The organism is Micromonospora sp. WMMD710 (assembly GCF_029626045.1).
Lineage (GTDB): Bacteria > Actinomycetota > Actinomycetes > Mycobacteriales > Micromonosporaceae > Micromonospora.
In genome coordinates this window covers 6013057-6035666 of the sequence record NZ_JARUBD010000001.1, presented here as the reverse complement: position 1 = coordinate 6035666, position 22610 = coordinate 6013057, and the positions used below count along the sequence as shown (strand labels likewise).

Here is a 22610-nt window from a genome sequence, read left to right as displayed (position 1 = left end):
GATCGCGGCCGCGGCCTTTTCCTCGCGATCTGCTCGAAGAGGCCCGCATCGAAAGTGCTCATCCTGGTCGTAAGGTTCTCGGATGCACGCTCAACCGCTGCCGCACCAACCGCCACCGGGCCGGACCAGCCCGTGGCCGGTGGTCGCGGCCGCCCTTGCCGGCGGTTGGACCATCACGGTCACCGTGGGCACCCAGACCGGCGGCTGGGTCACCGATCAGGTGCTGCTGGGCTTCGGACGGGACCGGGTCGGCTGGCTCTGGCCGGTGCTGGGCCTCGCCACCGTCGTCCTGGTCGGCACGCCCGCGCTGCTGCTGGCCGTGCTGCCTCGGTCGGCTGCGGTCCGGGTCACCGGGCGGGTGTGGCTCGCCGCTGCGCTCACGCTCGGGGTGCTCACCCTGCTGCGGATCGTGCCGCAGGTGCACCACGAGGCATACCTCGCCGCGCTGGCCGCCACGACGGCGGTCGTCGCGCTCGTGCTGCGCTGGTCGGCACGGCGGTCGGCGTACCCCGGACCGGCCGGCACGGACGTCGACGCGGCTCCCCCCGGCGGCGACACCGCGCGCGCGACGCCCTCCGACGGTGACGACACCGGGCACGCCGGGGCCGACGCGCGCCCGGAGCCGGGCGGCCGGCGGTCACGCCGCCCCGGTGCGGTGCCGCTGCTCGCGGTCGCCGCCGGGCTGGCGCTGCTGCTGCCCTGGGCCTGGCTGGGTGCGCTCGGTGGTCTGTTGGAGACCGTGCTGGCGCTGGCGGCGGCCGCCGCGCTCGGCGCGTTGGCCGCCACGCTGCTGAACGCGGCCTTCTGGTCCCGCTTCGCGGTCGGCCGGCCACCCCGGCCGGCCCGCCTGGTGCTGGTCGGTGGCCTGGTCGCTGGCGTCGCGCTGCTGCTGCTCGCGGCGGGCACCGGCCAGTCCGGCGCCCAACTGCCCGCGCTGCTGACCCTGCCACCGGCGGGTTTCACGCTGGCCGCCCTCTGGGCCGCGGCCTGGCGGCCCACCGTCGACCCGGCCGACGTCGTGCGCGCCGGCCGGACCGCGACCGGCTGGCTGGTGGGCCTGGGCGCGCTCGGCCCGCTGGCGTTCACCGACCCGGAGGAGATCAGCCTGTTGCTGGTCGGCACCCGCGACGTGCCGTTCTGGGTGGCGGCCGCCGCCGGCGCCGGGCTCGCCATGGCGGTCGCTCTCGCCATCGGGTACGCGGTGCTGCTGGCCCGACGGTCGGCGCGTGCCCCGAGCCGTCGGTTGGCGGCGGTGGCCGCGGTGGTGCTGCTCGTGACGGTCGGCGTGGTGGACGTCGGCCCGGGACAGCCCGGCCTGTACGGCGAGCGGCTGCTGGTGGTGCTGCGGGCGCAGGCCGACCTGAACGGACTGCCGGCCGGCACACCGGGTCGGGCCGGGCGCGACGCCCGGGCGACGGAGGTCTACCGGCGGCTGGTGGACACCGCCGAGCGCAGCCAGGCCGACCTGCGCCGCGACCTGAACCGGCTGAGGCTCGGCCCGGTCTCCTACTACCTGGTGAACGCGGTCGAGGTGGACGGCGGACCGGGCGTGCGGGTCTGGCTGGCGCGCCGGCCGGAGGTGGCCCGGGTGCTGGTCAGCCAACGCCTGCGACCCCTGCCCGCGCCGGCCGGGCAGAGCCGGGGCGACGCGCCGGCACCCACCGGTCCGGAGTGGAACATCCGCCAGCTCGGCGCGGACCGGGTCTGGTCACAGCTCGGAGTGACCGGCACGGGAATCGTCGTGGGCAGCTCGGACTCCGGCGTGGACGGCACCCATCCGGCGCTGCGGGCCGGGTTCCGCGGCGGCAACGACTCCTGGTACGACCCGTGGAACGGCACCCGGACCCCGACCGACAAGGGTGGGCACGGCACCCACACGGTGGGCAGTGCCGTCGGGCGCGACGGCATCGGTGTCGCGCCGGACGCGCAGTGGGTGGGCTGCGTCAACCTGGACCGCAATCTGGGCAGCCCGGGGCACTACCTGGACTGCCTCCAGTTCATGCTGGCGCCCTTCCCGGCCGGTGGTGACCCGTTCACCGACGGCCGGCCCGACCGCGCACCGCAGATCCTGACCAACTCGTGGGGCTGCCCGACGATCGAGGGCTGCGACCAGCGGGTGCTGCGACCGGCCACCGCCGCCCTGGACGCCGCCGGGATCTTCGTGGTCGCCGCCGCCGGCAACACCGGCCCGTGGTGCGCGTCGATCGACGACCCGCCCGCGCCGTACCCGGACGTGCTGACCGTGGGCGCCGTGGACGCGCAGCGGCGGGTGGCCGAGTTCTCCTCGCGCGGACCCGTGCCCGGCGGCGTGGGCAAACCGGACGTGCTGGCACCGGGCGTGGGTGTGGTGTCGGCGATGCCGGGTGGCACGTATGCCGCGCTGGACGGCACGTCGATGGCGACGCCGCAGGTGGCGGGGGTGGTGGCGCTGATGTGGTCGGCGAATCCGGCGCTGGTCGGTGACCTGCCCCGGACGCGGCAGATCCTGCGGGACACCGCGACGCCGGCCGTGCCGACCTACCGTTCCCGCAACCCGGGCGACGCCTGCGGTGGCCCGGCGAACGTCGCCGGGGCCGGCCAGGTCGACGCCCTCGCCGCCGTCCGCGCCGCACAGCGGTGATCTAAGGTCGCGACCATGGACGCCGAGATCACCATCACCGAGCTGACCCCCGACCTGGCCCCCGCCGTGGTGCGGCTCTGCGAACGGGCGCTCGACCTGCCCGAGGACGCCACCGAGGCGGCCCCCATCGTGGACGTGCTGTGGCCCCGCGCCAGCGCCGACCGGACGGTGGTCGGGTTGGGCGCGTACCGGGGGGCGGATCTGGTCGGGGTGCTGCTCGGCTCGCTGTCGCCGGCCGACCCGGGTGTCGGGCACGTGGACCTGGTCGCGGTGCTGCCGGAGCAGCGCCGCCCGGGGGGCGGGCCGCGCACTGGCGGCGCGCGCCGAGGCGGTGCTCGCCGAGCGTGGCGTGACCGAGGTGCTGCTCGCCGGGAACCCACCGTACTACGCGTGGCCGGGCATCGACGTGCGCTACACCCCCGCGGTCTGCGCCGCTCTGGCGCTGGGGTACCGGCAGGACCGGACGGCCTGGAACATGACCGCCGACCTGTCGTACGACGACTCGCCGGCGCTGCGGTCCACCGAGGCGGGGGAGCGGCGGCTGGCGGAGCGGGGCATCACGGTACGCCGGGCGGAGCCGGCTGACCTGCCGGCGCTGGCCGCGTTCGCCCGGTCCACCTTCGGCGGGACGTGGGACGGCGAGCTGGCCGGTTCGGTGGGTCGCGCGGGCGCCGGTTGTCACCTCGCGGAGCGGGACGGGCAGGTGCTCGGCTTCGCCGCGTACGGGTCGTCGCGGCCGAGCTGGTTTGGGCCGATGGGCACCGATCCGGCGGCCGAGGGTTCGGGAATCGGCGGGGTGCTGCTGCGGCGTTGTCTGCGCGACCAGCGGGCGGCGGGGCTGGACCGGGCGCAGATCGGCTGGGTGGGGCCGGTGCCGTTCTATTCGGGCAGCGCGGGCGCCCGGATCGAGCGGGTCTTCTTCCTCTACCGGCGGACCCTACCAGCGGCATAACTGGGCAAATGGGACATTGATTCATTCGCCCGCATCGCCCATCGACGCCCCCTACCGTTTCGGTAGAGGAGGCAGCCATGACCACGGATGACGACCAGACCGAGGACGGCCCGCCGATCACCTGGAAACCGGTCGGCGAACTGCCCGGCCAACTGCCGTTCGAACGGCTCGACTACGGAGACGCCGAGCAACTGGCCGAGATGACCACCGACGGCGAGCCGGTGGTCGAGGAGCCGCAGGAGATGGTGGACGCGCCGATCCAGCTGCTTCCGCCGTACGACCGGGCGCAGAAGCGGCGTAACCAGCGCCCGCTGCCCACCTGACGACGAACGGGGCGGACCGCGTCAGCGGCCCGCCCCGTGCGGTGTGTCGGAACTGGACTCAGAAGTCCATGTCCCCGCCACCCGGGCCAGCCGGGGCAGCCGGGGTCTTCTCCGGCTTGTCCGCGACAACGGCCTCGGTGGTGAGGAAGAGCGCCGCGATGGACGCGGCGTTCTGCAGCGCCGACCGGGTCACCTTGGCCGGGTCGATGATGCCCGCGGCCAGCAGGTCGACGTACTCGCCGTTGGCGGCGTTCAGACCGTGACCCGCTTCGAGGTTACGGACCTTCTCCACCACGACGCCGCCCTCGAGGCCGGCGTTGACGGCGATCTGCCGCAGCGGGGCGTCCAGCGCGACCTTGACGATGTTCGCACCGGTCGCCTCGTCGCCGACCAGGTCGAGCTTGTCGAAGGCGGTCTTGCCGGCCTGGACCAGCGCGACGCCACCACCCGGGACGATGCCCTCCTCGACGGCCGCCTTCGCGTTGCGAACGGCGTCCTCGATGCGGTGCTTGCGCTCCTTGAGCTCGACCTCGGTGGCCGCGCCGACCTTGATGACCGCAACGCCGCCGGCCAGCTTGGCCAGCCGCTCCTGCAGCTTCTCCCGGTCGTAGTCGGAGTCGCTCTTGTCGATCTCGGCCCGGATCTGGTTGACCCGACCCTGGATCTGGTCGGCGTCGCCGGCACCGTCGACGATGGTGGTCTCGTCCTTGGTCACCACGACCTTGCGGGCGCGGCCCAGCATGTCGAGGCCGACGGCGTCCAGCTTGAGGCCGACCTCCTCGCTGATGACCTGGCCACCGGTGAGGATGGCGATGTCGGCGAGCATGGCCTTGCGGCGGTCACCGAAGCCCGGCGCCTTGACGGCGACCGACTTGAAGGTGCCCCGGACCTTGTTGACGACCAGGGTCGCCAGGGCCTCACCCTCGATGTCCTCGGAGATGATCAGCAGCGGCTTGCCCGACTGCATGACCTTCTCGAGGATCGGGAGCAGGTCCTTGACCGACGAGATCTTGCTGTTGACGATCAGGAGGTAGGGGTCGTCGAAGACGGCCTCCATGCGCTCCGGGTCGGTCATGAAGTAGGCCGAGATGTAGCCCTTGTCGAAGCGCATACCCTCGGTGAGCTCAAGCTCCAGACCGAAGGTGTTGCTCTCCTCGACGGTGATGACGCCTTCCTTGCCGACCTTGTCCATCGCCTCGGCGATGATCTCGCCGACGGTGCTGTCGCCAGCGGAGATGGAGGCGGTGGAGGCGATCTGCTCCTTGGTCTCGACGTCCTTGGCGAGCTTGGACAGCTCCTCCGAGACGCTCGCGACCGCGGCCTCGATGCCCCGCTTCAGGGCCATCGGGTTGGCGCCGGCGGCCACGTTGCGCAGGCCCTCGCGAACCAGAGCCTGGGCCAGGACGGTCGCCGTCGTCGTGCCGTCACCGGCAACGTCGTCGGTCTTCTTGGCGACCTCCTTGACCAGCTCGGCGCCGATCTTCTCGTACGGGTCCTCGAGCTCGATCTCCTTGGCGATGCTCACACCATCGTTGGTGATGGTGGGGGCACCCCACTTCTTCTCGAGCACGACGTTGCGGCCCTTGGGGCCGAGGGTCACCTTTACGGCGTCAGCGAGCTGGTTCATGCCCCGCTCGAGGCCGCGGCGCGCCTCTTCGTCGAACGCGATCATCTTGGCCATACGGCGTTGTCCTCCTGGACACTCACGGGCCACCCGAGATGTGTGCCCCGGATGGGCCGCCTGGTGTACGCACCTTGGGACGTCGCCACCTGGCGACGACGACGTCCTTCGGCCGGGCCGGATAGCCCGCGACGACCGGCCATGTGCCGCCCCGGCGTCTCCACGCCGGTGCAACCTGGCCCCACCGTCCCGACCATTGGCACTCACGGTATGCGAGTGCCAATGACTTGTTTAGCACTCTCCCCTGCCGAGTGCAAGCACGATGGGGCCGGTCAGCGGAGTTCGGCGGCCAGCCCGGCGCTGTTCACCGGCGCCTCATGAGCCCGCTGCTCGGCGTATGTGACCAGCAGACCGATCAACTGGGCGAGGTGGGCCGGCAGGGCCAGCACGGCCGCGACCCCGGTCACCAGGACGATGCCGACCGCGGTGCCGGGTGACGCGAGCGGATCCGGACCCAGCGGGGCCGAGATGATCCCCTCCAGCACCGACGGGATCAGGGTGGCCACGATCACCGCCGCGGCGACGAGCGCCACCCGACCCAGCAGCAGGCCGAGCCGGTCGTGGAACATCCGGAATGACCGACCGATCGGGTTCTGCCGCTCGAACAGGTAGACCGGCCCGGCCATGCTCAGTGCGAACGCCAGGTAGATGCCCGGCAGGACGCAGAAGCAGACCCCCACCCCGATGAGCAGGCTGACCAGCAGGGTCCAGCCCCACAGCCCGAGCGCCCGCCGTACGCCGTAGCGCAGCGCCGGCCCCACGCCGACGGGCTCCCCCGCCGCCTGCCGGGTGATCACCCAACTGCCGGCGGCCCACCCCACGGCCTGCACCAGCCCGATCAGCAGGCTGCCGACGATGACCACGGACAGGACGGTGACCAGGTCCGTGACGAACGTCTCCGGCAGCTCGGACGGTGAGCCGGCCTCGACCTGCGCCGCCCAGCCGGCCGACGGGTCCACACCCAGGGAGATCACCCCGAGCACGGCGGCCGGCAGCACCTGGGTGATCAGCATGATCGGCACCAACAGCCGCCACCCCCGGCGCAGTGCTCCCGCACACCGGGCGAACCAGCCGCCGATACCCATGCCGGGCGGCGTGACCAGGGCGTCGTTCGGGTCGAACCCGTGACCCGGCGGGTACCAGCCGACCGGTGCCCCCGGATACCACTGCTGCCCCGGGTAGGGGCCGGCGCCGGGCGGGTATCCGCCGGTGGGCGGGAACGCCCAACCCTGCGGGGGCACCTGCGGCGTACCCCAACCGCTCTGCGTGGGATCCCAGCCAGGCGGCGGGCCGCCGGGAACGCCCGGCCCGTCAGGCGGAGTGGGCGGGGGTGGCTGGTCGGTCATGAACCCTCCTCAGCATCGGCTGGAACGGTTCACGATCTTCCCGGGTGTGTGCCCGCACCGCAGCCGCGACGCGCGGGAGGAAAAGACTCAGGCGAGCAGGCGTACGCGCTCGGCCTGCGGGCCCTTCTGACCCTGCGCGATCTCGAACTCCACCCGCTGACCGTCGTCCAGCGCCTTGTAACCGTCCATCTCGATCGCGGAGAAGTGGACGAACACGTCCTGACCGCCGTCGACGGCGATGAAGCCGTAGCCCTTTTCGGCGTTGAACCACTTCACGGTGCCCTGTGCCACGGTGCACTTCCTCACTCTGCGCAGCGTTGCCTGCCCGGGCGCACGGCCTGGCCGAGCGCCCGCGGACCACCGCTCCAGCGATCGATGACGGCCGCTGAAACGGGTGACCGAAATCGCACGCTACACGAGGAGTGACGGCCGCGCACGACCACAAATCGGGCATCGTCCGGGCTGCTCGATGGTGTCGACGGATTCACGACAATGGTTGCGGCGGGCGCCGCGTACGGGCAAGGGCGCTGGCCCGGCCGGTGGAGCGGGCCGCGATTCCGCTGCTCTTCGCGGCCACCAGCCCCGCTGCCGAGACCGGCGTCTTCCTCGGCCCGTCGATCCGCAGGTGGGACGACCGTGTGCGGTTCGACGGCATCGTGCCACCCGCCGACGATCCCGCCCTGGCGGCCCGGCTGTGGGAGGTCGCGCAGGCGCGCAGCGGTGTCGCGTACCTGAATGACCTGCTGGTCTGACCCCGGCCCACGGCTCAGAGGAAACGGCCGCGAAACAGCGGTCGCAGCTGTGGTAGGCATGCGGACATGACCACCGACACGGGCTCGCCAGCCCTGCGGGCGCAGATTCGCCGGGTCCGGCCGGCGGACGCCGCCCGGATGCGGGCGCTGCGCCTGGAGATGCTCGCCGACGCTCCGCTGGCCTTCCTGGAGACGATCGCCGACGCGGCCGCCCGGTCCCACGCGGAGTACGCGGCGCGGGTGGCGTACACCTCGCGCGGCGCGGACAACGCGCAGTTCGTGGCGGATCCGGGCGGCCGCTTCGTCGGGCACGCCGGGGGTACGGTCGCACCGCGCGAGGCCGGGCTCACCGTCATCTACGCGGTCTACGTCACGCCGGCTTGGCGGGGCAGCGGCCTGCTCGGTGAGCTGATCGACGGGGTGGCCGCCTGGTCGCGGGCCTGCGGCCGACCGGAGCTGCTGCTGGAGGTGGTGGTCGGCAACGACCGCGCCTACCGGGCCTACCAACGCCTGGGCTTCGAGGACACCGGCGTACGAGTCCCCCACCCCACGATCCCAGCCCTGACCGAGCTACAGATGCGCCGCCAAGCCTGAAACCGACAACCGTGCCCAGGTAAGGGTTTCCGGGGCAGTCCGACCCACGCAGGGATCAAACCTGACCGCCCGGAGCGGGTCGGGCTGCCCCGGAAACCCCAACCGCAACTACACCGGACGCCGAGACTGCACGATCCGGAACCGATTCGCCACGTACGCCCCGTCCGTCAGCGCCGAATTCGCCGCCGCGTTGGCGCCACTGCCGTGGAAGTCGGAGAAGGCCGCCGACTGATTGACGAAGACCCCGCCGGTCAGGTTGCAGGACAGGTGCACCCCGACCTCGACGGCGACCGCCTCGGTGGCGTCCAGCACCGCCTCGTCGGTCGAGTAGACCCCGGCGGTCAGCGCGCCCTTCTCGCCGACGGTCCGGCGCAGCAGCTCCAGGCTGTGCGCGGTGGAGTCGGTCGCGATGGCGAACGAGATCGGCCCGAACCACTCCCGGCCGTACGTCTCCGCGTCACCCGCGGTCAGCTTCACGATCGTCGGGGTACGCACCACCGCGTCGGCGTACGCCGGGTGGGCCACGGTCCGGGACTCCAGCACCGCCTCGCCGACCTTGGTCACCTCGGCCAGCCGCTCCAGCACCCCGTCGTTGACGATGGCGCCGGTCAGCTCGACGCCCCGGGCCGGGTCGGCGGTCAGCTTGCCGACCGCCGCGGCGATGCCGCCGGCGACCTCGTCGAAGCTCTTGTGCCCCTGGTCGGTGTCGATGCCGCCGGCCGGGATGAGGATGTTCTGCGAGGTGGTGCACATCTGACCGCTGTAGAGGGTCAGCGTGAAGCCGAGGTTGCGGCACATCCCGGCGAAGTCGTCGGTGGAGTCGATGACGACCGTGTTCAGGCCGGCCTTCTCGGTGTACACCGACGCCTGCCGGGCGTGCGTCTCCAGCCAGTCGCCGTACTCGGTGGAGCCGGTGAAGTCGACGATCTTCACGGACCGGTGCAGGGCCAGGTCGCTGGCGAGCTTCTCGCCGGGCGCCTCGGCGGCCAGCAGGACCAGGTTCGGGTCGAAGCCGGCCTCGGCGAGCACCTCCCGGGCGTACTTCACGGTGACAGCCAGCGGCAGCACCGCGCGCGGGTGCGGCTTGACGATCACCGGGTTGCCGGTGACCAGCGAGGCGAACAGCCCGGGGTACGAGTTCCAGGTCGGGAAGGTGTTGCAGCCGATCACCAGCGCCACACCACGGGGCACCACGTGGAACGTCTTGGTCATCCGCAGCGGGTCACCCTTGCCGGCGGCCTTCTCCCAGCCCGCCGTGCCCGGGTGCCGGGTCATCTCGGCGTACGCGTACGCCAGCGCCTCCAGCGCCCGGTCCAACGCGTGCGCTCCGCCGGCCTGGAAGGCCATCACGAACGCCTGGCCGCTGGTGAACTGCACCGCGTTGGCCAGTTCGAAGATGTGCTTGTGCAGGCGGTCGAGGATCTCCAGGCAGACCCCCACGCGGGCCTGCGGGCCGGCGTCGCGCCAGGCGGGCAGCGCGGCGGAGGCGGCGCTGATCAGGTCGTCGGTGCCGGCGTGCGGGTAGCGCACGGCCAGCTCAACTCCGAACGGGCTCGCCTCGGTGGCGATCCGCTCGCCGGTGCCCGGCTGGTCGAGGGGGAAGTCGCCACCGAGGTATGCCTCGAACGCGGCCTTGCCGTCGGCGGCGGCGGTCTCGCCGTACACCCGGGGGCTCGGGGACTCGGGATAGGCGGACCAGTAGCCCCGCTCCGTGATCGCGGTCAGCGCACGGTTGAGGGTGTCGGCGTGCCTGTCGTACAGGGGATGCGGGGTCTCCGTCATGCCCGCCATCATGCCTGAGTACGGGTCGGGAGCAGTAGCGCCGATTCCCGTCAGAGGGTGAGCTGCCAGTCGGTCCAGGCGTCCACCGGGCGGAAGCCGAGCTGCTCGTTGATCGCCACCATGTAGCTGTTGCTGGCCGCGTTGAAGGTGTCGATCACCCGTACCGCCGGCTCGTGGGTGAGCAGGTGGTGCAGGTTCTCCGCCTTGGCGATGAGGCCGAGCCGGTGCCCACGGTGAGCCGGGTCGACGATGGTGATCTGCTGGAACGCGTGCCAGTCGGCGGAGGCGCCCACGTCGAGCAGCGTCCAGGCGACCAGCCGGCCGGACGCCTCGTGCCGCATTCCGAGGTGGTAGCGCCGCCGGCCCCGGGCATCCAGGGCGCGCTCGTTGCCGCGGATGCGCTCGGCGTCCACCTGCTCCGGCTCCCACTGCACGTCCCCCATGGGGGCGTCCATCAGCAGCCGGCCGTCCAGGTAGGCGATGTCCGCGACGTACTCCTGCGGGGTCGTCCCCTGCCAGCAGACCGAGTGGTAGCCCTCGGCCCGCGGCTGGGCCTCGGCCAGCGCCGCCCGCAACGCGAGCCGGTCGATCTCGGCGACGTCGAGCCGGCGACGCACCTCGGCGAGCGCCGGCTGGGCGCCGGTGGTGGCGGCGAACGCGTCACCGGCCCCGGATCGCGCCGGCCCACCGGGCAGCGCGGAGACGGTCATCGCGACGACCCGCTTGCGGCCGTTCTCGCGCAGCAGGCGCACCCCGTACTCGTGCAAGGCCCGGCCGACGCCCCGCCGCCGCAGCCCGGGGTGCACCACCAGGTCCGCCGTGGCGTTGTCGGTGTTGTCCAGGTACGGCAGGTCCAGTTGGAGGTAGCCGGCCGGTACGCCGTCCAGCCGGGCCAGCGCCCAGAGCGATCGTGCGCCGGGTGCCGGCGTGTGGAACATCGCGTCGAAGCGCCGCCGGCAGAAGGGCGGGAAGTCCGGCAGGTCGACGTCGTTGGCCGCGGCCCCGATCCGGTACGCCTCGTCGACCGCGGCCTGGTCGGCGCCGTCGAACGACGCGATCGTGATGCTCATGCCGCTGAGCGTGCACCCCGCAAAAGCGATCGGGCCAGCGAATTAATCGCTGGCCCGATCGAACGTGGTCGGGAGGGACACTCGCACAACGCCGCCGGCGTTGGGTCGCAAGAACTTCAAAAGTCTCCGGCGAAATGCCCTCCCGCACGGAGCATCTTGCGCCGTCCGGTTCCTGCCGTCAAGTCCATAGCGGTGGGTTTTCCACACTCACAGCGAAAAGCCAGTTACCCGGCGGATCGACCCGATCCCCCGATCGGGCGATCCGCTATCCCCCGCCAGGCCACCCCAGGCCGTTGCGGCGCTTCATCGACTCGGGTTCACGGGAAGCGGGGTGTCCGGGCCGGTCGGACACCCCGATTTACACGGACCCGAGTGGATCAAGCGCTGCGCCGCGCCCGTGCGGGCGCGTCAGCCGAGCAGGCCGGCGTCCCGGGCGGCGCGCAGGGACGGCTTGATGTGGTGGGTCGGGCCGACCTGGCCGGCCACCGCGTCGATGGTCTTCAGGCCCTCGCCGGTGTTGAAGACGACGGTCTCGGCCGTCGGGTCGAGCCGACCGGACTCGACCAGCTTGCGCAGCACCGCCACGGTGACCCCACCGGCGGTCTCGGCGAAGACACCGCTGGTGCGGGCCAGATCGCGGATGCCGGCGCGGATCTCGTCGTCGTCGGCGTACTCCATCCAGCCGCCGGTGCGGCGGACCGCCTCCAGGGCGTACAGGCCGGCGGCCGGGTCACCGATGTTGAGCGACTTGGCGATCCCGGTGGGCTTGACCGGGGTGATCGTGTCCGTGTCGGCGTGCAGCGCGGTCGCGATCGGGTTGCAGCCGGCGGACTGGGCGCCGAAGACCTTCCAGCCGCCGGCCGGGGCCTCGACCAGGCCGACCTCGACCAGCTCGGAGAACGCCTTGTCAATCTTGGTGAGCAGTTCGCCGCTGGCCATCGGGATGACCACCTGGGCGGGGATCCGCCAGCCGAGCTGCTCGGCCACCTCGTAGCCGAGGGTCTTGGAGCCCTCCGCGTAGTACGGCCGGACGTTGACGTTGACGAACGCGGTGTCCTCGAATTCGTCGGTCTCCACCAGCTCGCCGCAGAGCCGGTTGACGTCGTCGTACGAGCCGTCGATGGCGACCAGTTCGCCGCCGTAGACGGCGGTGGTGATGACCTTGCCCTGTTCCAGGTCGCTAGGGATGAAGACCACCGAGGGCACGCCGGCGCGGGCGCCGTGCGCGGCCACCGAGTTGGCCAGGTTGCCGGTCGACGCGCAGGCGAACCGGGTGAAGCCGAGCGCCTTGGCGGCGGTGAGCGCCACCGAGACGACGCGGTCCTTGAACGAGTGGGTGGGGTTGGCGCTGTCGTCCTTGACCCAGAGCGGCGCGGTGATGCCCAGTTCGGCGGCGAGGTGCGGGGCCGCCACCAGCGGGGTGAGCCCCGGGTCGAGGGTGACCCGGGTGGCCGGGTCCTGCCCGGCGGGCAGCAGCGCGGCGTACCGCCAGATGTTCTTCGGGCCGGCCTCGATCTGTTCGCGGGTGACGGTGGCCAGGGCGGCGGTGTCGTAGTCGACCTCGAGGGGGCCGAAACACTCGTAGCAGGCGTGCTGGGCGGCGAGCGGGTAGCGGGCCGAACAGGCGCGACAGACCAGGGCGCGGGCGGGGCTGGCGGAGGTGTCGATGCCGGGGGCGGCGAGGGTCGACGTCATGTCGAGGAAGTCCTCTCATCTTTCCCCGCATCGCAATCTGCGGCGGGGACGGAATTGGCACCTGCCCCGCGGGTCGCTCAGCGGTGAGCGCGCGGGGTGGTTGCCGGGGCGTCGTCGGGCCGTATCCCTCAGCCCCTCTGGATGAGGTATGCAGTTGTGCGGTCGAGTCTAGGGTCAGCGGGCGCTCACCGCCACCGGGTCGACCACCGCGACCGGGTCGGTGACCGCGACCGGTTGCGGCAGGGCCGATGACCGGTTCCGGGCCGCCCGTGGCCTGGTGGCGAGGTTCGCGGCAATCAGGGCGGCGATCGTGATCGCGGCGCCGACCAACTCGATCGGGTCCGGCCGGTAGCCGCGGGCGATCTGCACGGCGAACGTGGTCACCGGGACCAGGTTCATGAACAGGGCCGCGTTGGCGGCGCCAAGCCGCTGCACACCGGTGTTCCAGGCCAGGACCGCGATCACGGCACCCACCAGCACGGCGTACGCCAGTTGCGGGGTGACCGCCACGAGGTCGGCGGCGGCCGGCGCGTGCTGCCAGCCGACGGCGTCGGCGCCGATGCTCGCGGCGAGCATCGCGGCCGTGCCGGCGAGCGCGGTCAGGGTGGTGAAGCGCAGCGGCGTCCAGTCGCCGAACCGGCTGGCGCCGTGGGTGTAGATGCCCCAGCCGAGCACCGCTCCGATCATCATGAGCCCGCCGAGGCCGAACTGGCCGAGCCCGGCCAGGCTCCCGCGGGTGATCACCAGGCCGACGCCGAGAAGCGCCACGAGGCTGAGGGCCAGCAGCAGCGGCTTCGGGCGTACGCCGTCACGGGCCCACCGGACCAGTTGGGTGATCACCGGCGTGGTGGCCACGAACAGGGCGATCTGTTGCGGGGCGGCGTGTTCGAGCGCCAGATTGGTGAGCACGTTGAAGCCGGCGAAGCCGACCACCCCGAGCACCACCACCTCGACCGCCCGGCCGCCGTGCCGCAGCGCGCCGGCACCCTCGCGGAGCAGCAGGACGCCGACCAGGATGACGGTCGCGAACAGGTAGCGGGCGGTGGTCAGGTTGAGCGGGTCGACCCTGGCCAGCGCGCTGGCCAGGACCGGGAACATCACTCCCCAGCCGAGCACGGCGAGCAGTGGGTAGGCGGCGGCGCGGGATCGCATCGTCAGCTCCAATGTTCGAGTATCGTCGAACCAACGAGACCGACCATAGGAGCTTGTTCGACAATTGTCGAACAACGGTTACACTGGTCACATGGAGCCGCACGAACCCGACCTGACCGCCGTACCGGTCACCACCGTGCTGGCCGCACTCGCCGACGACGTGCGGCTGCAGATCGTGCGGGCGCTCGCCGAGGGCGGGGAGTTTGCCTGCGGCAGCTTCGACTTCGGCGTCTCCAAGGCGACCCGCAGCCACCATCTCAAGGTGCTGCGCGAGGCGGGCCTGACCCGCACCCGCGCCGCCGGCACCAGCCGCATGGTCCGGCTCCGCCGCGACGAGGTGGACAAGCTCTACCCCGGCCTCCTGGACGCGGTCCTCAGACCCGGTCCGCCGGCCTGACGCGGCACCGGCCCCGGCTCGCCGGACCTGGGCGGTTGCTGCTGCCGCCGTTGACGAACGGACGCGCCCCGCGCGGTCGGGGTGCGGGACCTGCCGGGCGGACGCTGTGGAGTTGATGCGGTCAACGAATCAGCCGCCACGGTGGCGGCCGACCCGAGCGCGTCGCCGGAGCCGCCTCGTCGAGGCTCCGGCGACGCGCGGCACGGGTGCGGTCAGACGGACACCGGCGCAGGTTCGGCCACCGGTGCCGACGGGGCCTCGGCGCGACGCCGTACGAGCAGCGTGTCGAGCGCCCAGACGCCCGGGCCGAGTGCCGCCACCAGCAGGAACGACCAGCAGAAGAGCGCCGCCAGTTCACCGCCGTTGCGCAGCGGCAGCAGGGCGTGCGGCTGATGGACGACGAAGTAGGCGTACGCCATCGAGCCGGATGCGACGAGGGCGGCGGGTCGGGTGAAGAGCCCGACCAGCACCAGAGCGCCGCAGATCAGCTGGATCAGGGCGGCCCACCAGCCCGGCCAGGTGCCGAGCGGTACCGCCTTGCCGGTCATCGGGTTGCCGCCGAACAACCCGAAGACCGAGGAGAGGCCGTGCAACGCGAACAGCAGGCCGATCACGATGCGGAACAGGGACAGGGTCGGCCCGCCGAGCCGAGAGACGTTCATGGAGACCTCCATGGATAGGGATTGATACCTATCAATGGTGAGGCAGGAAGACATCGGAGTTCATAACTTCCTTGCTGGTGGGAAAATCCCCGGTAGAAACATGGCCAGCGCGTGCGTCCACGGCGGCGGACGGACGCTCGACACCCACGCCCTCAGCTGCGCCTATGCATGAACCAGACCCGCGCGCCCCGCCGGGCCAGCACCGCCGTGGGAGCGCTCCCGAGGCCGACAATACCGCCTGTCGAGCGGCCCGTACAGCCTGTGGAGTTGCCCCAGGCATGGGGCGTCGGTCGACCCGCGACAGAGCCCCGCGCTGCTACGCCACCTCGCTCGCCAAGACGGCGTTGTTCTTGATCGAGCGGAGAATCGAGACCAAACGATCGGCGTCAGGGTTGGAGAAGAGCGCTTCGGGACCACGCGGGGCAACACCGTTGAACGGGGACTCGTAGAGGCGTCCCGGCTCCATCACACCGTTCACCGTCAGGTCGTTGACGATCAGGTTGATGAAGTCGAGCTGGGCGGCGTTGAGGGCCCGGTCGACGAGGAATTCGCTGAACGCCTCCCGAGCCGCCTCGCGCTCCAGGCCGACCAGTGAGCGGATGAACAGGCCAAGACCCTCGGAGGACCGGCGGGCCTGGTCGATGTCCTGCTTGTCGCCGACACCGCTCTCGCCGAGCATCCGTTCCAGCTCGGCGAGGTCGGTGCCGGAAAGCTGCCGGTTGCGGCGCAGCTTCTGCACGGCCACGTGATCCTCGTGGATGCGCAGGTAGACACGCAGCTTCGCGCGGAAGCGCTCCAGGTCGGTGCCGACCGTCACCCCACTGAACGGCAGCTCGACCTCCTGGTCGATCTCGTCGGCGAAGTTGGTGAAGACGAGGGTGCGACGCACCTTGGGCACGAGCCGGACCAGGTCGCGCATCCGACGCCGGGCCAACTCCAGCATGGGCAGCGTGACATCCTGCCACCACTCGTCGCCGGCTATCTCCTCCAGCAGGTGGGCCCGCTGCTGGATCATCGGGATGGTGGTCTGCTCCAACAGCGCCGAAGCGATCTCCTGGACCTCGGTGCGGTGCCGGTTGAACCGCCTGTCGGGCACCAGCAGGCCGAGCTGCATCCGCAGGATCAACAGGTCGAAGCGCTTGGCCTCCTCGCCGTCGTCGCGGACTTCGCTGGGCAGACCGGCGAGGCCGGCGACGAGCTGCGCGGACGCCTCGGGCGACAGCCGGTGCCAGTTGTCGATGTCGACGTAGTACTCGACGAACCTCGGCTAGATGCGCGAGCGCCTGTTCGGCGTCGGCCTGCGCACGAGATGCGGTCACAGCAGCGGTGTCGAGGTTTGCGCGTATCGCCACAAGATGCGCGACTACATCGCCAACGCTGGTCACCCAAGCTGAGAGCGGTAGTCGCCTACCTTTTCGGCAACGACATCGAAGCGTCGGCGAGTCGGTCCGACCTCAGCTGCGGCGGAACTGAGCGCGCTTTGAACGCGGGTTACCTCGGCATGCTGACTGCCCCGGAGGACTCGGGCCGCTTCACCGGTGGCTGATTCAGCTTGAGCAATCGCCCGATCGAGGGTTCGACGGCCTTGGCGGGCCGACTCGATGGCAGCACCAAGGGTCGCCTTTAGGTCTGCGATGCTCATCCAGCCACCCGTCCCCGCTCGAAGTACATCGGGCATACGGTATCGGAGATCGACGTAGACCGCAGTCTCGAACCGATGGCGCTATTCAGCCACGAAGACACCGAGCCCTTGGTGGCCGTACAACTCGCCAGTCTCGATCAAAATCGTGATGGCCTGCCGGACCGTCGATTGGCTGCGCACGTCGTAGAGGTCCGCCAACTCCTTGGTCGAGGGCAGCTTGTGACCTGGCGGCCACTCGCCGTCGGCGATGCGCTTCCTGATGTCAGCGATGATCCGCCGGTAGTGCGGCTCGAATTTTCTTGGTGAGGGCATGCGAGGTACTCCCAGCTAGGCACGCCCATCTGACCACAACCACACGAGACACCTCAAGCGCATCGTTGACTTTACCGACATTATCGGTAAAGCTGCAGACGGAGCTTCCAGCTAGGCACTGGGTGGTTCCCTGCCGGGGCGGCACCCCCTGTGCTGCCCCGGCACCCCCGTAACCCCACGAGAGGAGGCCACCCGTGACCGTGTCGGAGACGTCGACGGAAGTGCCGGCGGCGAGCGCGATCTGGTCCGTGGAGCAGGTGACGGCCGAGCTGCGCGAGACGTACCTCGCTGTGGCTGCCGCCGCTGTGCTGCTGGAACGGACCGGGGCGGGCTGCGCCCACCCGGCGATCCGGCTGGCGCGACGCAGCGGCGAGGATGCGCTCGACCTGGCCGGTGACGCGGAACGGCAGCTCAGTGACGGCGTCCACCTGCTCCGCGCCGACGCCGGCCACCAGGATCGGGCCACCATCGGCGCTCTGGTCGAGGTGCTGGACACCGTCCGCGACCAGTTGGCCAGTGCGGCCACCCGCATCGGTGCGCTCCCGGCCCGGATCACCACCGCGGGGCAACAACTCATCGGCACCGACGTGCACGACCGGCCCAGCGATCCGGCGACCGAGACGGCGGCCGGGCAGTGGCACCGGGCCGCCGACCAGCTCGGGCTAATGAACGAGAGCCTGTCCGCGGCGGTCGCCGCGCTCACGTCGTACACCGGCGGGTTGTCCGGCGCGGAAGCTGTCACCACCTGAAACCTGCCCGCGGACCTCCGTGGAAAGGAAAGGGCCCGGGGTGGGTGCCGGGCTCCGGCCGGTACGTCACACGCGGTCGTGCCGGCCGACCCCGCCCGCCCCGGTGCCGCCGGCGGAACCATCGAACGGAAGGCGGTCCACCGTGATCTACCAGACCATGCGGCGCCTGCTCCCCCAGCACGTCCGCGCCGCCACCTTCGACGCCCGCCGGTGGCGCGGCCTCGACCCCACCCAGGTGTACGCCTACCTCGACCTGCTCGCCGACGAACTGGAACGACTCACCCGTGATCTCACCACCGCCAACACCGAGGGTGAACGCATTCGGCAGGCCCTGCGGCAGTGGCAGTCGCGGCACACCGACTGCCGCCACACCTCGACCGCCCCGAACAGCCGGTGGTCCCGGTGACCGAACCACACTGGATCATCCACCTACCGACCACCCTGCGCCGGGTCGACGACGCGGCGGCGCTGGCCATGGCGCTGCGCCACTCCCTCGGCCACGTGCTCGCCATCGACTTCGGCGAGACGACCCTCAGCGAGGAGGATCGTCAGTTCGTGCGTACCCGGGTCTGGTGCGACCGTCGCCTCCCCGGCGGCGCCCGCTGCACCCTGCCGACCGATCACCTCGGCGCATTGTGTGAAGCCGTCCCAGCGGGCGTGGAAACATGCTCGGATGAGTCCCGAGAGCCGCCGCCGTAAGCGCGCCGAGCCCAGTCGGTCGGGCCAACAGGTCGTGCGTCGCGCCAGCCCTGCCGGGGCGGATCAGTGCGACTGCCGGCGTTCTCAGATGCTGACTTTGACCCGCAGACCTACATCGGCGACCTGGTCGCCGAGGGCGCCGACCTGATCAAGGCGGACGCGGCTGGACTGACTTGGGCTGGCCTCAGCCGGCTTCGACCAGCCGCCTCAGCCGTTCACGCTGCGCAAGGGCGAGCGGGCCGTCGCCACCGTCCTCTGGCGCAACCTGGTCACCGACCCGACCGTGGTGGCCACCGACGGGGCGTACCTGACGGTCGCACCCGCCGCCGGGCAGCCGGCCGAGGACGTCGACCCGGACGGCCCGCTCGACGTGGGCAACACCGGCCGGATCGGCGTCAGCGCCTGGCGGAAGGCTACGACGTGATGTCCTTGCGGGTGAAACGCCAGAACGCCAGCCCCCAGAACAGCGTCGCGTAGCTGACCGCGGAGATGCAGCCGCGCACCACGTCGTCGGTCTGCACCGGCGTGGACAGCAGCCCCAGCCAGGCGGTGCTGAAGTGGGTGGGCAGGAAGTCCCGCAGCGCGCCCAGGGCGGTGATCTGGTCCAGGATGCTGGACAGGATCCACAGCAGGACCGCGCCGCCCACCGCACCCAGCGCGGCGTCCGTGGTCACCGACAGCAGGAACGCCAGCCCGGCCACCACCAGGAGTACGACCGCCAGGTAGCCGAGCACGGCCAGCAGCCGGAGCAGCCCCTCGGTCGGCTCCAATTCGGCGGCGACCGTGCTGCGCAGCGGCGACCAGCCGTAGCGCAGGGTGCCGGCCAGCAGCGCCGTGCCGGCCAGCAGCAGCAGGGCCAGACCCGAGTACGCGAGCGCGACCACCAGCTTCACCGTCAACAACCGTGCCCGGGGCACCGGGATCGCCAGCAGGTAGCGCAGGCTGCCCCAGCTCGCCTCGCTGGCCACCGTGTCGCCGCAGAACAGCGCGACGACCACCACCAGCAGGAACGACGCCGACACGAAGATCGAGAACAGGGTGAAGTTGAGCCCGCCGGAGGTGGCCAGGTCGACCAGACTGGCGAACTCGTTGTTGCCGTTGTCGTCGTCCCCACCCGAGTTGAACTGGAACGCGATCAGGATGATCAGCGGCAGCAGCACCATGAACCCGAGCGCCAGCTGGGTCCGCCGCCGGGACGCCTGGCGGCGGAACTCCGCCCCGAACGGCATGGTCGCCGACGGCCGGTAGCCTCGCGCCTCACCCGCCTCAAGAACAGCCATCACCGGTCACCGCTTCCCCGAGAGTTGTCGCCCACCAGGGCGAGGAACGCGTCCTCCAGGCGCCGCCGGGGCACCACCCGGTCCACCCCGATGCCGGCGCGCACCAGCTCGGCCACCACCTCGCTGCGGGCCGTGCCGTTGGTGTCGACCACCAGCTGACCGTCGCTCTCCGGCAGTACGCGGACACCGTGCAGCCGATCCAGCACCGCCCGCGCCGCCACCTGGTCGCTCACGTCGAACAGCACGCTCGGCGATTCGCCCACGATCTCCTCCACCGGGCCGGACGCCACGATCCGGCCCTTGTTCACCACCACCGCGTGCGTACAGGTCTGCTCCACCTCGGCCAGCAGGTGGCTGGAGACCAGCACCGCCCGGCCGTCCGTGGCGTACCGCTGGAGCACCCGGCGCATCTCGGCGATCTGCGGCGGGTCGAGCCCGTCGGTCGGCTCGTCCAGCACCAGCAGCTCGGGAAGGCCCAGCATCGCCTGAGCGATGGCCAACCGTTGGCGCATGCCGTGGCTGTAGTTCTTGATCTTCCGGTGCACCGAGTCGCCCAGCCCGGCGATCTCCAGGGCCGCGTCGAACTGCGCGTCCTCCCACGGCCGCCCGGTCGCCCGCCAGTACGCCCTGAGGTTGTCCAGACCGGACAGATGCGGCAGGAAACCTGGCCCCTCCACCAGCGCCCCGATCCGAGACAGCACCGGTGAGCCGGGCACCAGCCGACGGCCGAACACGTAGATCTCGCCGGCGGTCGGCTGGGTCAGCCCCATCAGCACCCGCAGGGTCGTCGTCTTGCCGGCGCCGTTCGGCCCGAGCAGACCCACCACCTGACCGGGATGCACCTCGAAGTCCACGTTCGACACCGCCACGAAGCCGTCCGCGTACTCCTTGCGCAGTGCGCGCACGGCCAGCGGCGTGTCCGCGTACTCCGGATGCACCGACCGGTCCTGGCGGCGGTGCCGCCGGCGGACCAGGGCAACGACCACGACGAGCCCGACCGCGATGGTGGCGAGCAGACCGGCGAGCACCCAGCGCCACACCGTCGCCGCGGTGGGGATCGGCTCGCCGTCGACCGTGGGCAGGCTGACCACGCCGTCCGCCGCCACCGTGTAGACGGTGGGTTCGGCGGGAGTGGTGTACGCCTGGTCGGAGGTGGCCACCACCAGCCGCAGCCGGTGCCCGGCCTCCACCCGGCGGACGATCCCGGGCAGCGTCACGGTGACCGGGCGGGCGTCCTGCACCCGCTGCGGCAGGCCGGTGAGCCGGATCGGCGCGACCAGGCCGTTCGGCAGGGTGGCCGCGCCGTCGGGGTCGACGTCGTAGAGCTTGACGAAGAGCACCGCCTCGCCGGTCGGTGACGCGGCCCGCAGGGTGACGGTGGGCGCGCCCGCCACGTCCACCGCCTCGGTGAGCGGGGTCGACTCGAACCGGGCGTGCTGACCGGGTACGTCGCCGGCCACCCCGTCCAGCAGCGAGGTGAGCCCGCCCGCGAACGGGATCGAGGAGATGGCAGCCGGGTTGCCGTTCGGCGGGTTGGCGATCGGCTGCGTCGGGCCGGCGACCGTGACGTCCCGGCGGGCGTTGCCGGCGAGGCCCGGGTAGTCGGCGCGGCGGAAACCGGTGGCGACCAGACCCCGGTCGAGCGCGTCGAAGCCGGCGATCCGCGACCAGGTGAAGTCGTCGCCGGGTGCGTCACCCTCGCCCTTGACGTAGTGGTCGAGCCACTGCGCGGTCAGGAACTTCACCCGGTCCTCGTCCGAGCGGGGACCACTGCCACCGTCGTGCCCGCCGGTGAACCAGGCGACCCGCACCGGGGTGCCGGTGGCGGCGATGCCGCGCGCGTTCGCGTCCGCCTCGCCGAGCGGAAAGAGCGTGTCCGCCTCGCCCTGCACCAGCAGAGTCGGCGCCTTGATCCGGTCCAGCACACCGGCCGGGCTGGAGCGGCGCAGCAGGTCCACGGCCGGCTGGTCGGCGCGTCCGGTGGTGGCGATTCGAAGGTACGCGGCGCACACGTCGGCGGCGAACCGCCCGCAGGACGGGTCGGCGGCACCGGTCGGGGCGCCACCGGGACCGGTGCCCGGCCCGGCGGTCGGGGCGGGGCTGGGTGGACCGGCCGACGCCGGTGCGCCCTGCGGCTGGGCGGCGGTCGCACCGGAGAGCCCGGCCGGGCCGGAGCCCACGTTGCCGCCCCCGCCGAAGAACAGGCCGGCCCAGCCCTTCTTGAACACGCCCTTGGTGGGCGCCGCGCCGGTGCTCTCCGGCAGGAACGCCCGGGACAGGTCATTCCAGGTGATCATCGGGACGATCGCGTCCACCCGACGGTCCTGGGCGGCCAGCAGCAGCGCCAGCCCGCCACCGTACGAGCCGCCGACCACGCCGACCTTCGGATCGCCGGCGCCGTCGGTGCGCACCTCCGGTCGGGCGGCCAGCCAGTCCAGCAGCCGCTCGGCGTCGCGCACCTCGTAATCCGGGCTGTCCAGGTGGATCTCACCGCCGCTGCGGCCGAAGCCCCGCGCCGTCCAGGTCAGCACCGCGTAGCCGCGCCCGGCGAACTCCTCCGCGTCCGACCGCACCGACTCCTTCGTACCGCCGAAGCCGTGCGCCAGCAGCACCGCCGGCACCTTGCGCCCGGACGACGCGTCGGCCGGCAGGTAGAAGGTGGTGTCCAGGTTCACCGGCCGGTCGCCGGACGGTCCTGAGCGGACGGTGAGCATCGCGCTCTCGGTGCGGACACCCGGTCCCTGCGGCCACACCGCCCAGGTCACGGCGGCCGCCAGGAGCACGATGACCGCCGCCGCGGCGATCGCGCGGCGACGGGTGGGCAGGGCACGCCGGATCCACGCGGCCGGCGACGGCGATCTCATGCGGCACACGGTACGGGCCGCAGCCTGAGCGTTGGCTG

At 71.8% G+C, this 22610-nt stretch carries 22 protein-coding genes, 1 pseudogene and 1 riboswitch; of the genes and pseudogenes, 11 read left to right on the top strand and 12 right to left on the bottom strand.

Annotation, left to right across the window (positions count from 1 at the left end; genetic code table 11):
- The first annotated feature begins 82 nt into the window (after positions 1–82).
- The 3 genes and pseudogenes from O7620_RS27940 to O7620_RS27930 all read left to right on the top strand — a co-directional run bounded on the left by O7620_RS27940 (position 83) and on the right by O7620_RS27930 (position 3895).
- A complete protein-coding gene (locus tag O7620_RS27940; protein ID WP_278126098.1) occupies positions 83–2620 on the top strand; it encodes a S8 family serine peptidase in 2538 nt (845 codons plus the stop codon).
- 15 nt (positions 2621–2635) lie between these two features.
- Positions 2636–3572: pseudogene (locus O7620_RS27935) on the top strand (GNAT family N-acetyltransferase).
- Between the two features lie 77 nt (positions 3573–3649).
- Entirely contained in the window at positions 3650–3895 is a 246-nt protein-coding gene (locus O7620_RS27930; RefSeq protein WP_151488554.1) for a hypothetical protein, read from the top strand.
- Between the two features lie 58 nt (positions 3896–3953).
- Here O7620_RS27930 and groL read toward each other — a convergent pair whose 3' ends face one another.
- The 3 genes from groL to O7620_RS27915 all read right to left on the bottom strand — a co-directional run bounded on the left by groL (position 3954) and on the right by O7620_RS27915 (position 7213).
- Entirely contained in the window at positions 3954–5576 is a 1623-nt protein-coding gene (gene groL, locus O7620_RS27925; protein ID WP_007465827.1) for a chaperonin GroEL, read from the bottom strand.
- 272 nt (positions 5577–5848) lie between these two features.
- A complete protein-coding gene (locus O7620_RS27920; protein WP_278126096.1) occupies positions 5849–6922 on the bottom strand; it encodes a hypothetical protein in 1074 nt (357 codons plus the stop codon).
- Positions 6923–7009: 87 nt separating this feature from the next.
- Complete coding sequence (locus tag O7620_RS27915) at positions 7010–7213, bottom strand: cold-shock protein (protein WP_132339982.1); 204 nt, start codon at positions 7211–7213, stop codon at positions 7010–7012.
- A gap of 248 nt (positions 7214–7461) precedes the next feature.
- On the opposite strand from O7620_RS27915, the gene O7620_RS27910 reads away from it, so the two are divergent.
- Together O7620_RS27910 and O7620_RS27905 are read left to right on the top strand one after the other, a co-directional pair.
- A complete protein-coding gene (locus tag O7620_RS27910; protein ID WP_278126095.1) occupies positions 7462–7674 on the top strand; it encodes a hypothetical protein in 213 nt (70 codons plus the stop codon).
- 66 nt (positions 7675–7740) lie between these two features.
- Positions 7741–8268 (top strand): GNAT family N-acetyltransferase, encoded by a 528-nt coding sequence (locus O7620_RS27905; protein WP_278126094.1) that lies wholly within the window; start codon positions 7741–7743, stop codon positions 8266–8268.
- A 108-nt stretch (positions 8269–8376) separates the two neighbouring features.
- On the opposite strand, the gene paaN is transcribed toward O7620_RS27905, so the two are convergent.
- The 4 genes from paaN to O7620_RS27885 all read right to left on the bottom strand — a co-directional run bounded on the left by paaN (position 8377) and on the right by O7620_RS27885 (position 13967).
- Positions 8377–10050, bottom strand: coding sequence for a phenylacetic acid degradation protein PaaN (paaN, locus tag O7620_RS27900; protein WP_278126093.1), 1674 nt, complete (start codon positions 10048–10050; stop codon positions 8377–8379).
- A gap of 50 nt (positions 10051–10100) precedes the next feature.
- Positions 10101–11120: a GNAT family N-acetyltransferase gene (locus O7620_RS27895; protein ID WP_278126092.1), complete on the bottom strand. Its 1020-nt coding sequence runs from the start codon at positions 11118–11120 to the stop codon at positions 10101–10103.
- 408 nt (positions 11121–11528) lie between these two features.
- On the bottom strand, positions 11529–12815 hold the full coding sequence (gene thrC, locus O7620_RS27890) for a threonine synthase (protein ID WP_278126091.1): 1287 nt from the start codon (positions 12813–12815) through the stop codon (positions 11529–11531).
- Between the two features lie 12 nt (positions 12816–12827).
- Positions 12828–12963, bottom strand: a riboswitch (SAM riboswitch).
- Between the two features lie 26 nt (positions 12964–12989).
- Positions 12990–13967, bottom strand: a complete 978-nt coding sequence (locus O7620_RS27885; RefSeq protein WP_278126090.1) for a DMT family transporter — start codon at positions 13965–13967, stop codon at positions 12990–12992.
- 91 nt (positions 13968–14058) lie between these two features.
- Between O7620_RS27885 and O7620_RS27880 the strand changes: the two genes are divergently transcribed.
- Entirely contained in the window at positions 14059–14364 is a 306-nt protein-coding gene (locus O7620_RS27880) for a metalloregulator ArsR/SmtB family transcription factor (RefSeq protein ID WP_278126089.1), read from the top strand.
- A gap of 212 nt (positions 14365–14576) precedes the next feature.
- Here the strand turns inward: O7620_RS27880 and O7620_RS27875 are convergent, their stop codons facing one another.
- Together O7620_RS27875 and O7620_RS27870 are read right to left on the bottom strand one after the other, a co-directional pair.
- On the bottom strand, positions 14577–15026 hold the full coding sequence (locus O7620_RS27875; RefSeq protein WP_278126088.1) for a DoxX family protein: 450 nt from the start codon (positions 15024–15026) through the stop codon (positions 14577–14579).
- A 316-nt stretch (positions 15027–15342) separates the two neighbouring features.
- Entirely contained in the window at positions 15343–16140 is a 798-nt protein-coding gene (locus O7620_RS27870; RefSeq protein ID WP_278126087.1) for a type I restriction-modification enzyme R subunit C-terminal domain-containing protein, read from the bottom strand.
- 157 nt (positions 16141–16297) lie between these two features.
- On the opposite strand from O7620_RS27870, the gene O7620_RS27865 reads away from it, so the two are divergent.
- Positions 16298–16420: a hypothetical protein gene (locus O7620_RS27865; RefSeq protein ID WP_278126086.1), complete on the top strand. Its 123-nt coding sequence runs from the start codon at positions 16298–16300 to the stop codon at positions 16418–16420.
- 329 nt (positions 16421–16749) lie between these two features.
- Here the strand turns inward: O7620_RS27865 and O7620_RS27860 are convergent, their stop codons facing one another.
- A complete protein-coding gene (locus tag O7620_RS27860) occupies positions 16750–16980 on the bottom strand; it encodes a winged helix-turn-helix domain-containing protein (RefSeq protein WP_278126085.1) in 231 nt (76 codons plus the stop codon).
- A 194-nt stretch (positions 16981–17174) separates the two neighbouring features.
- On the opposite strand from O7620_RS27860, the gene O7620_RS27855 reads away from it, so the two are divergent.
- The 4 genes from O7620_RS27855 to O7620_RS27840 all read left to right on the top strand — a co-directional run bounded on the left by O7620_RS27855 (position 17175) and on the right by O7620_RS27840 (position 18852).
- On the top strand, positions 17175–17729 hold the full coding sequence (locus O7620_RS27855; RefSeq protein WP_278126083.1) for a hypothetical protein: 555 nt from the start codon (positions 17175–17177) through the stop codon (positions 17727–17729).
- A 157-nt stretch (positions 17730–17886) separates the two neighbouring features.
- Positions 17887–18135 (top strand): DivIVA domain-containing protein, encoded by a 249-nt coding sequence (locus tag O7620_RS27850; RefSeq protein ID WP_278127178.1) that lies wholly within the window; start codon positions 17887–17889, stop codon positions 18133–18135.
- Positions 18123–18428: a hypothetical protein gene (locus tag O7620_RS27845; RefSeq protein WP_347403784.1), complete on the top strand. Its 306-nt coding sequence runs from the start codon at positions 18123–18125 to the stop codon at positions 18426–18428. Before O7620_RS27850 ends, O7620_RS27845 begins: the two co-directional genes overlap by 13 nt.
- A 178-nt stretch (positions 18429–18606) precedes the next feature.
- Entirely contained in the window at positions 18607–18852 is a 246-nt protein-coding gene (locus O7620_RS27840) for a DUF4232 domain-containing protein (RefSeq protein WP_278127177.1), read from the top strand.
- On the opposite strand, the gene O7620_RS27835 is transcribed toward O7620_RS27840, so the two are convergent.
- Complete coding sequence (locus tag O7620_RS27835) at positions 18842–19708, bottom strand: ABC transporter permease subunit (protein WP_278126081.1); 867 nt, start codon at positions 19706–19708, stop codon at positions 18842–18844. The genes O7620_RS27840 and O7620_RS27835 overlap by 11 nt on opposite strands.
- On the bottom strand, positions 19708–22572 hold the full coding sequence (locus O7620_RS27830; protein ID WP_278126080.1) for an alpha/beta fold hydrolase: 2865 nt from the start codon (positions 22570–22572) through the stop codon (positions 19708–19710). Before O7620_RS27830 ends, O7620_RS27835 begins: the two co-directional genes overlap by 1 nt.
- Positions 22573–22610: the final 38 nt, after the last annotated feature.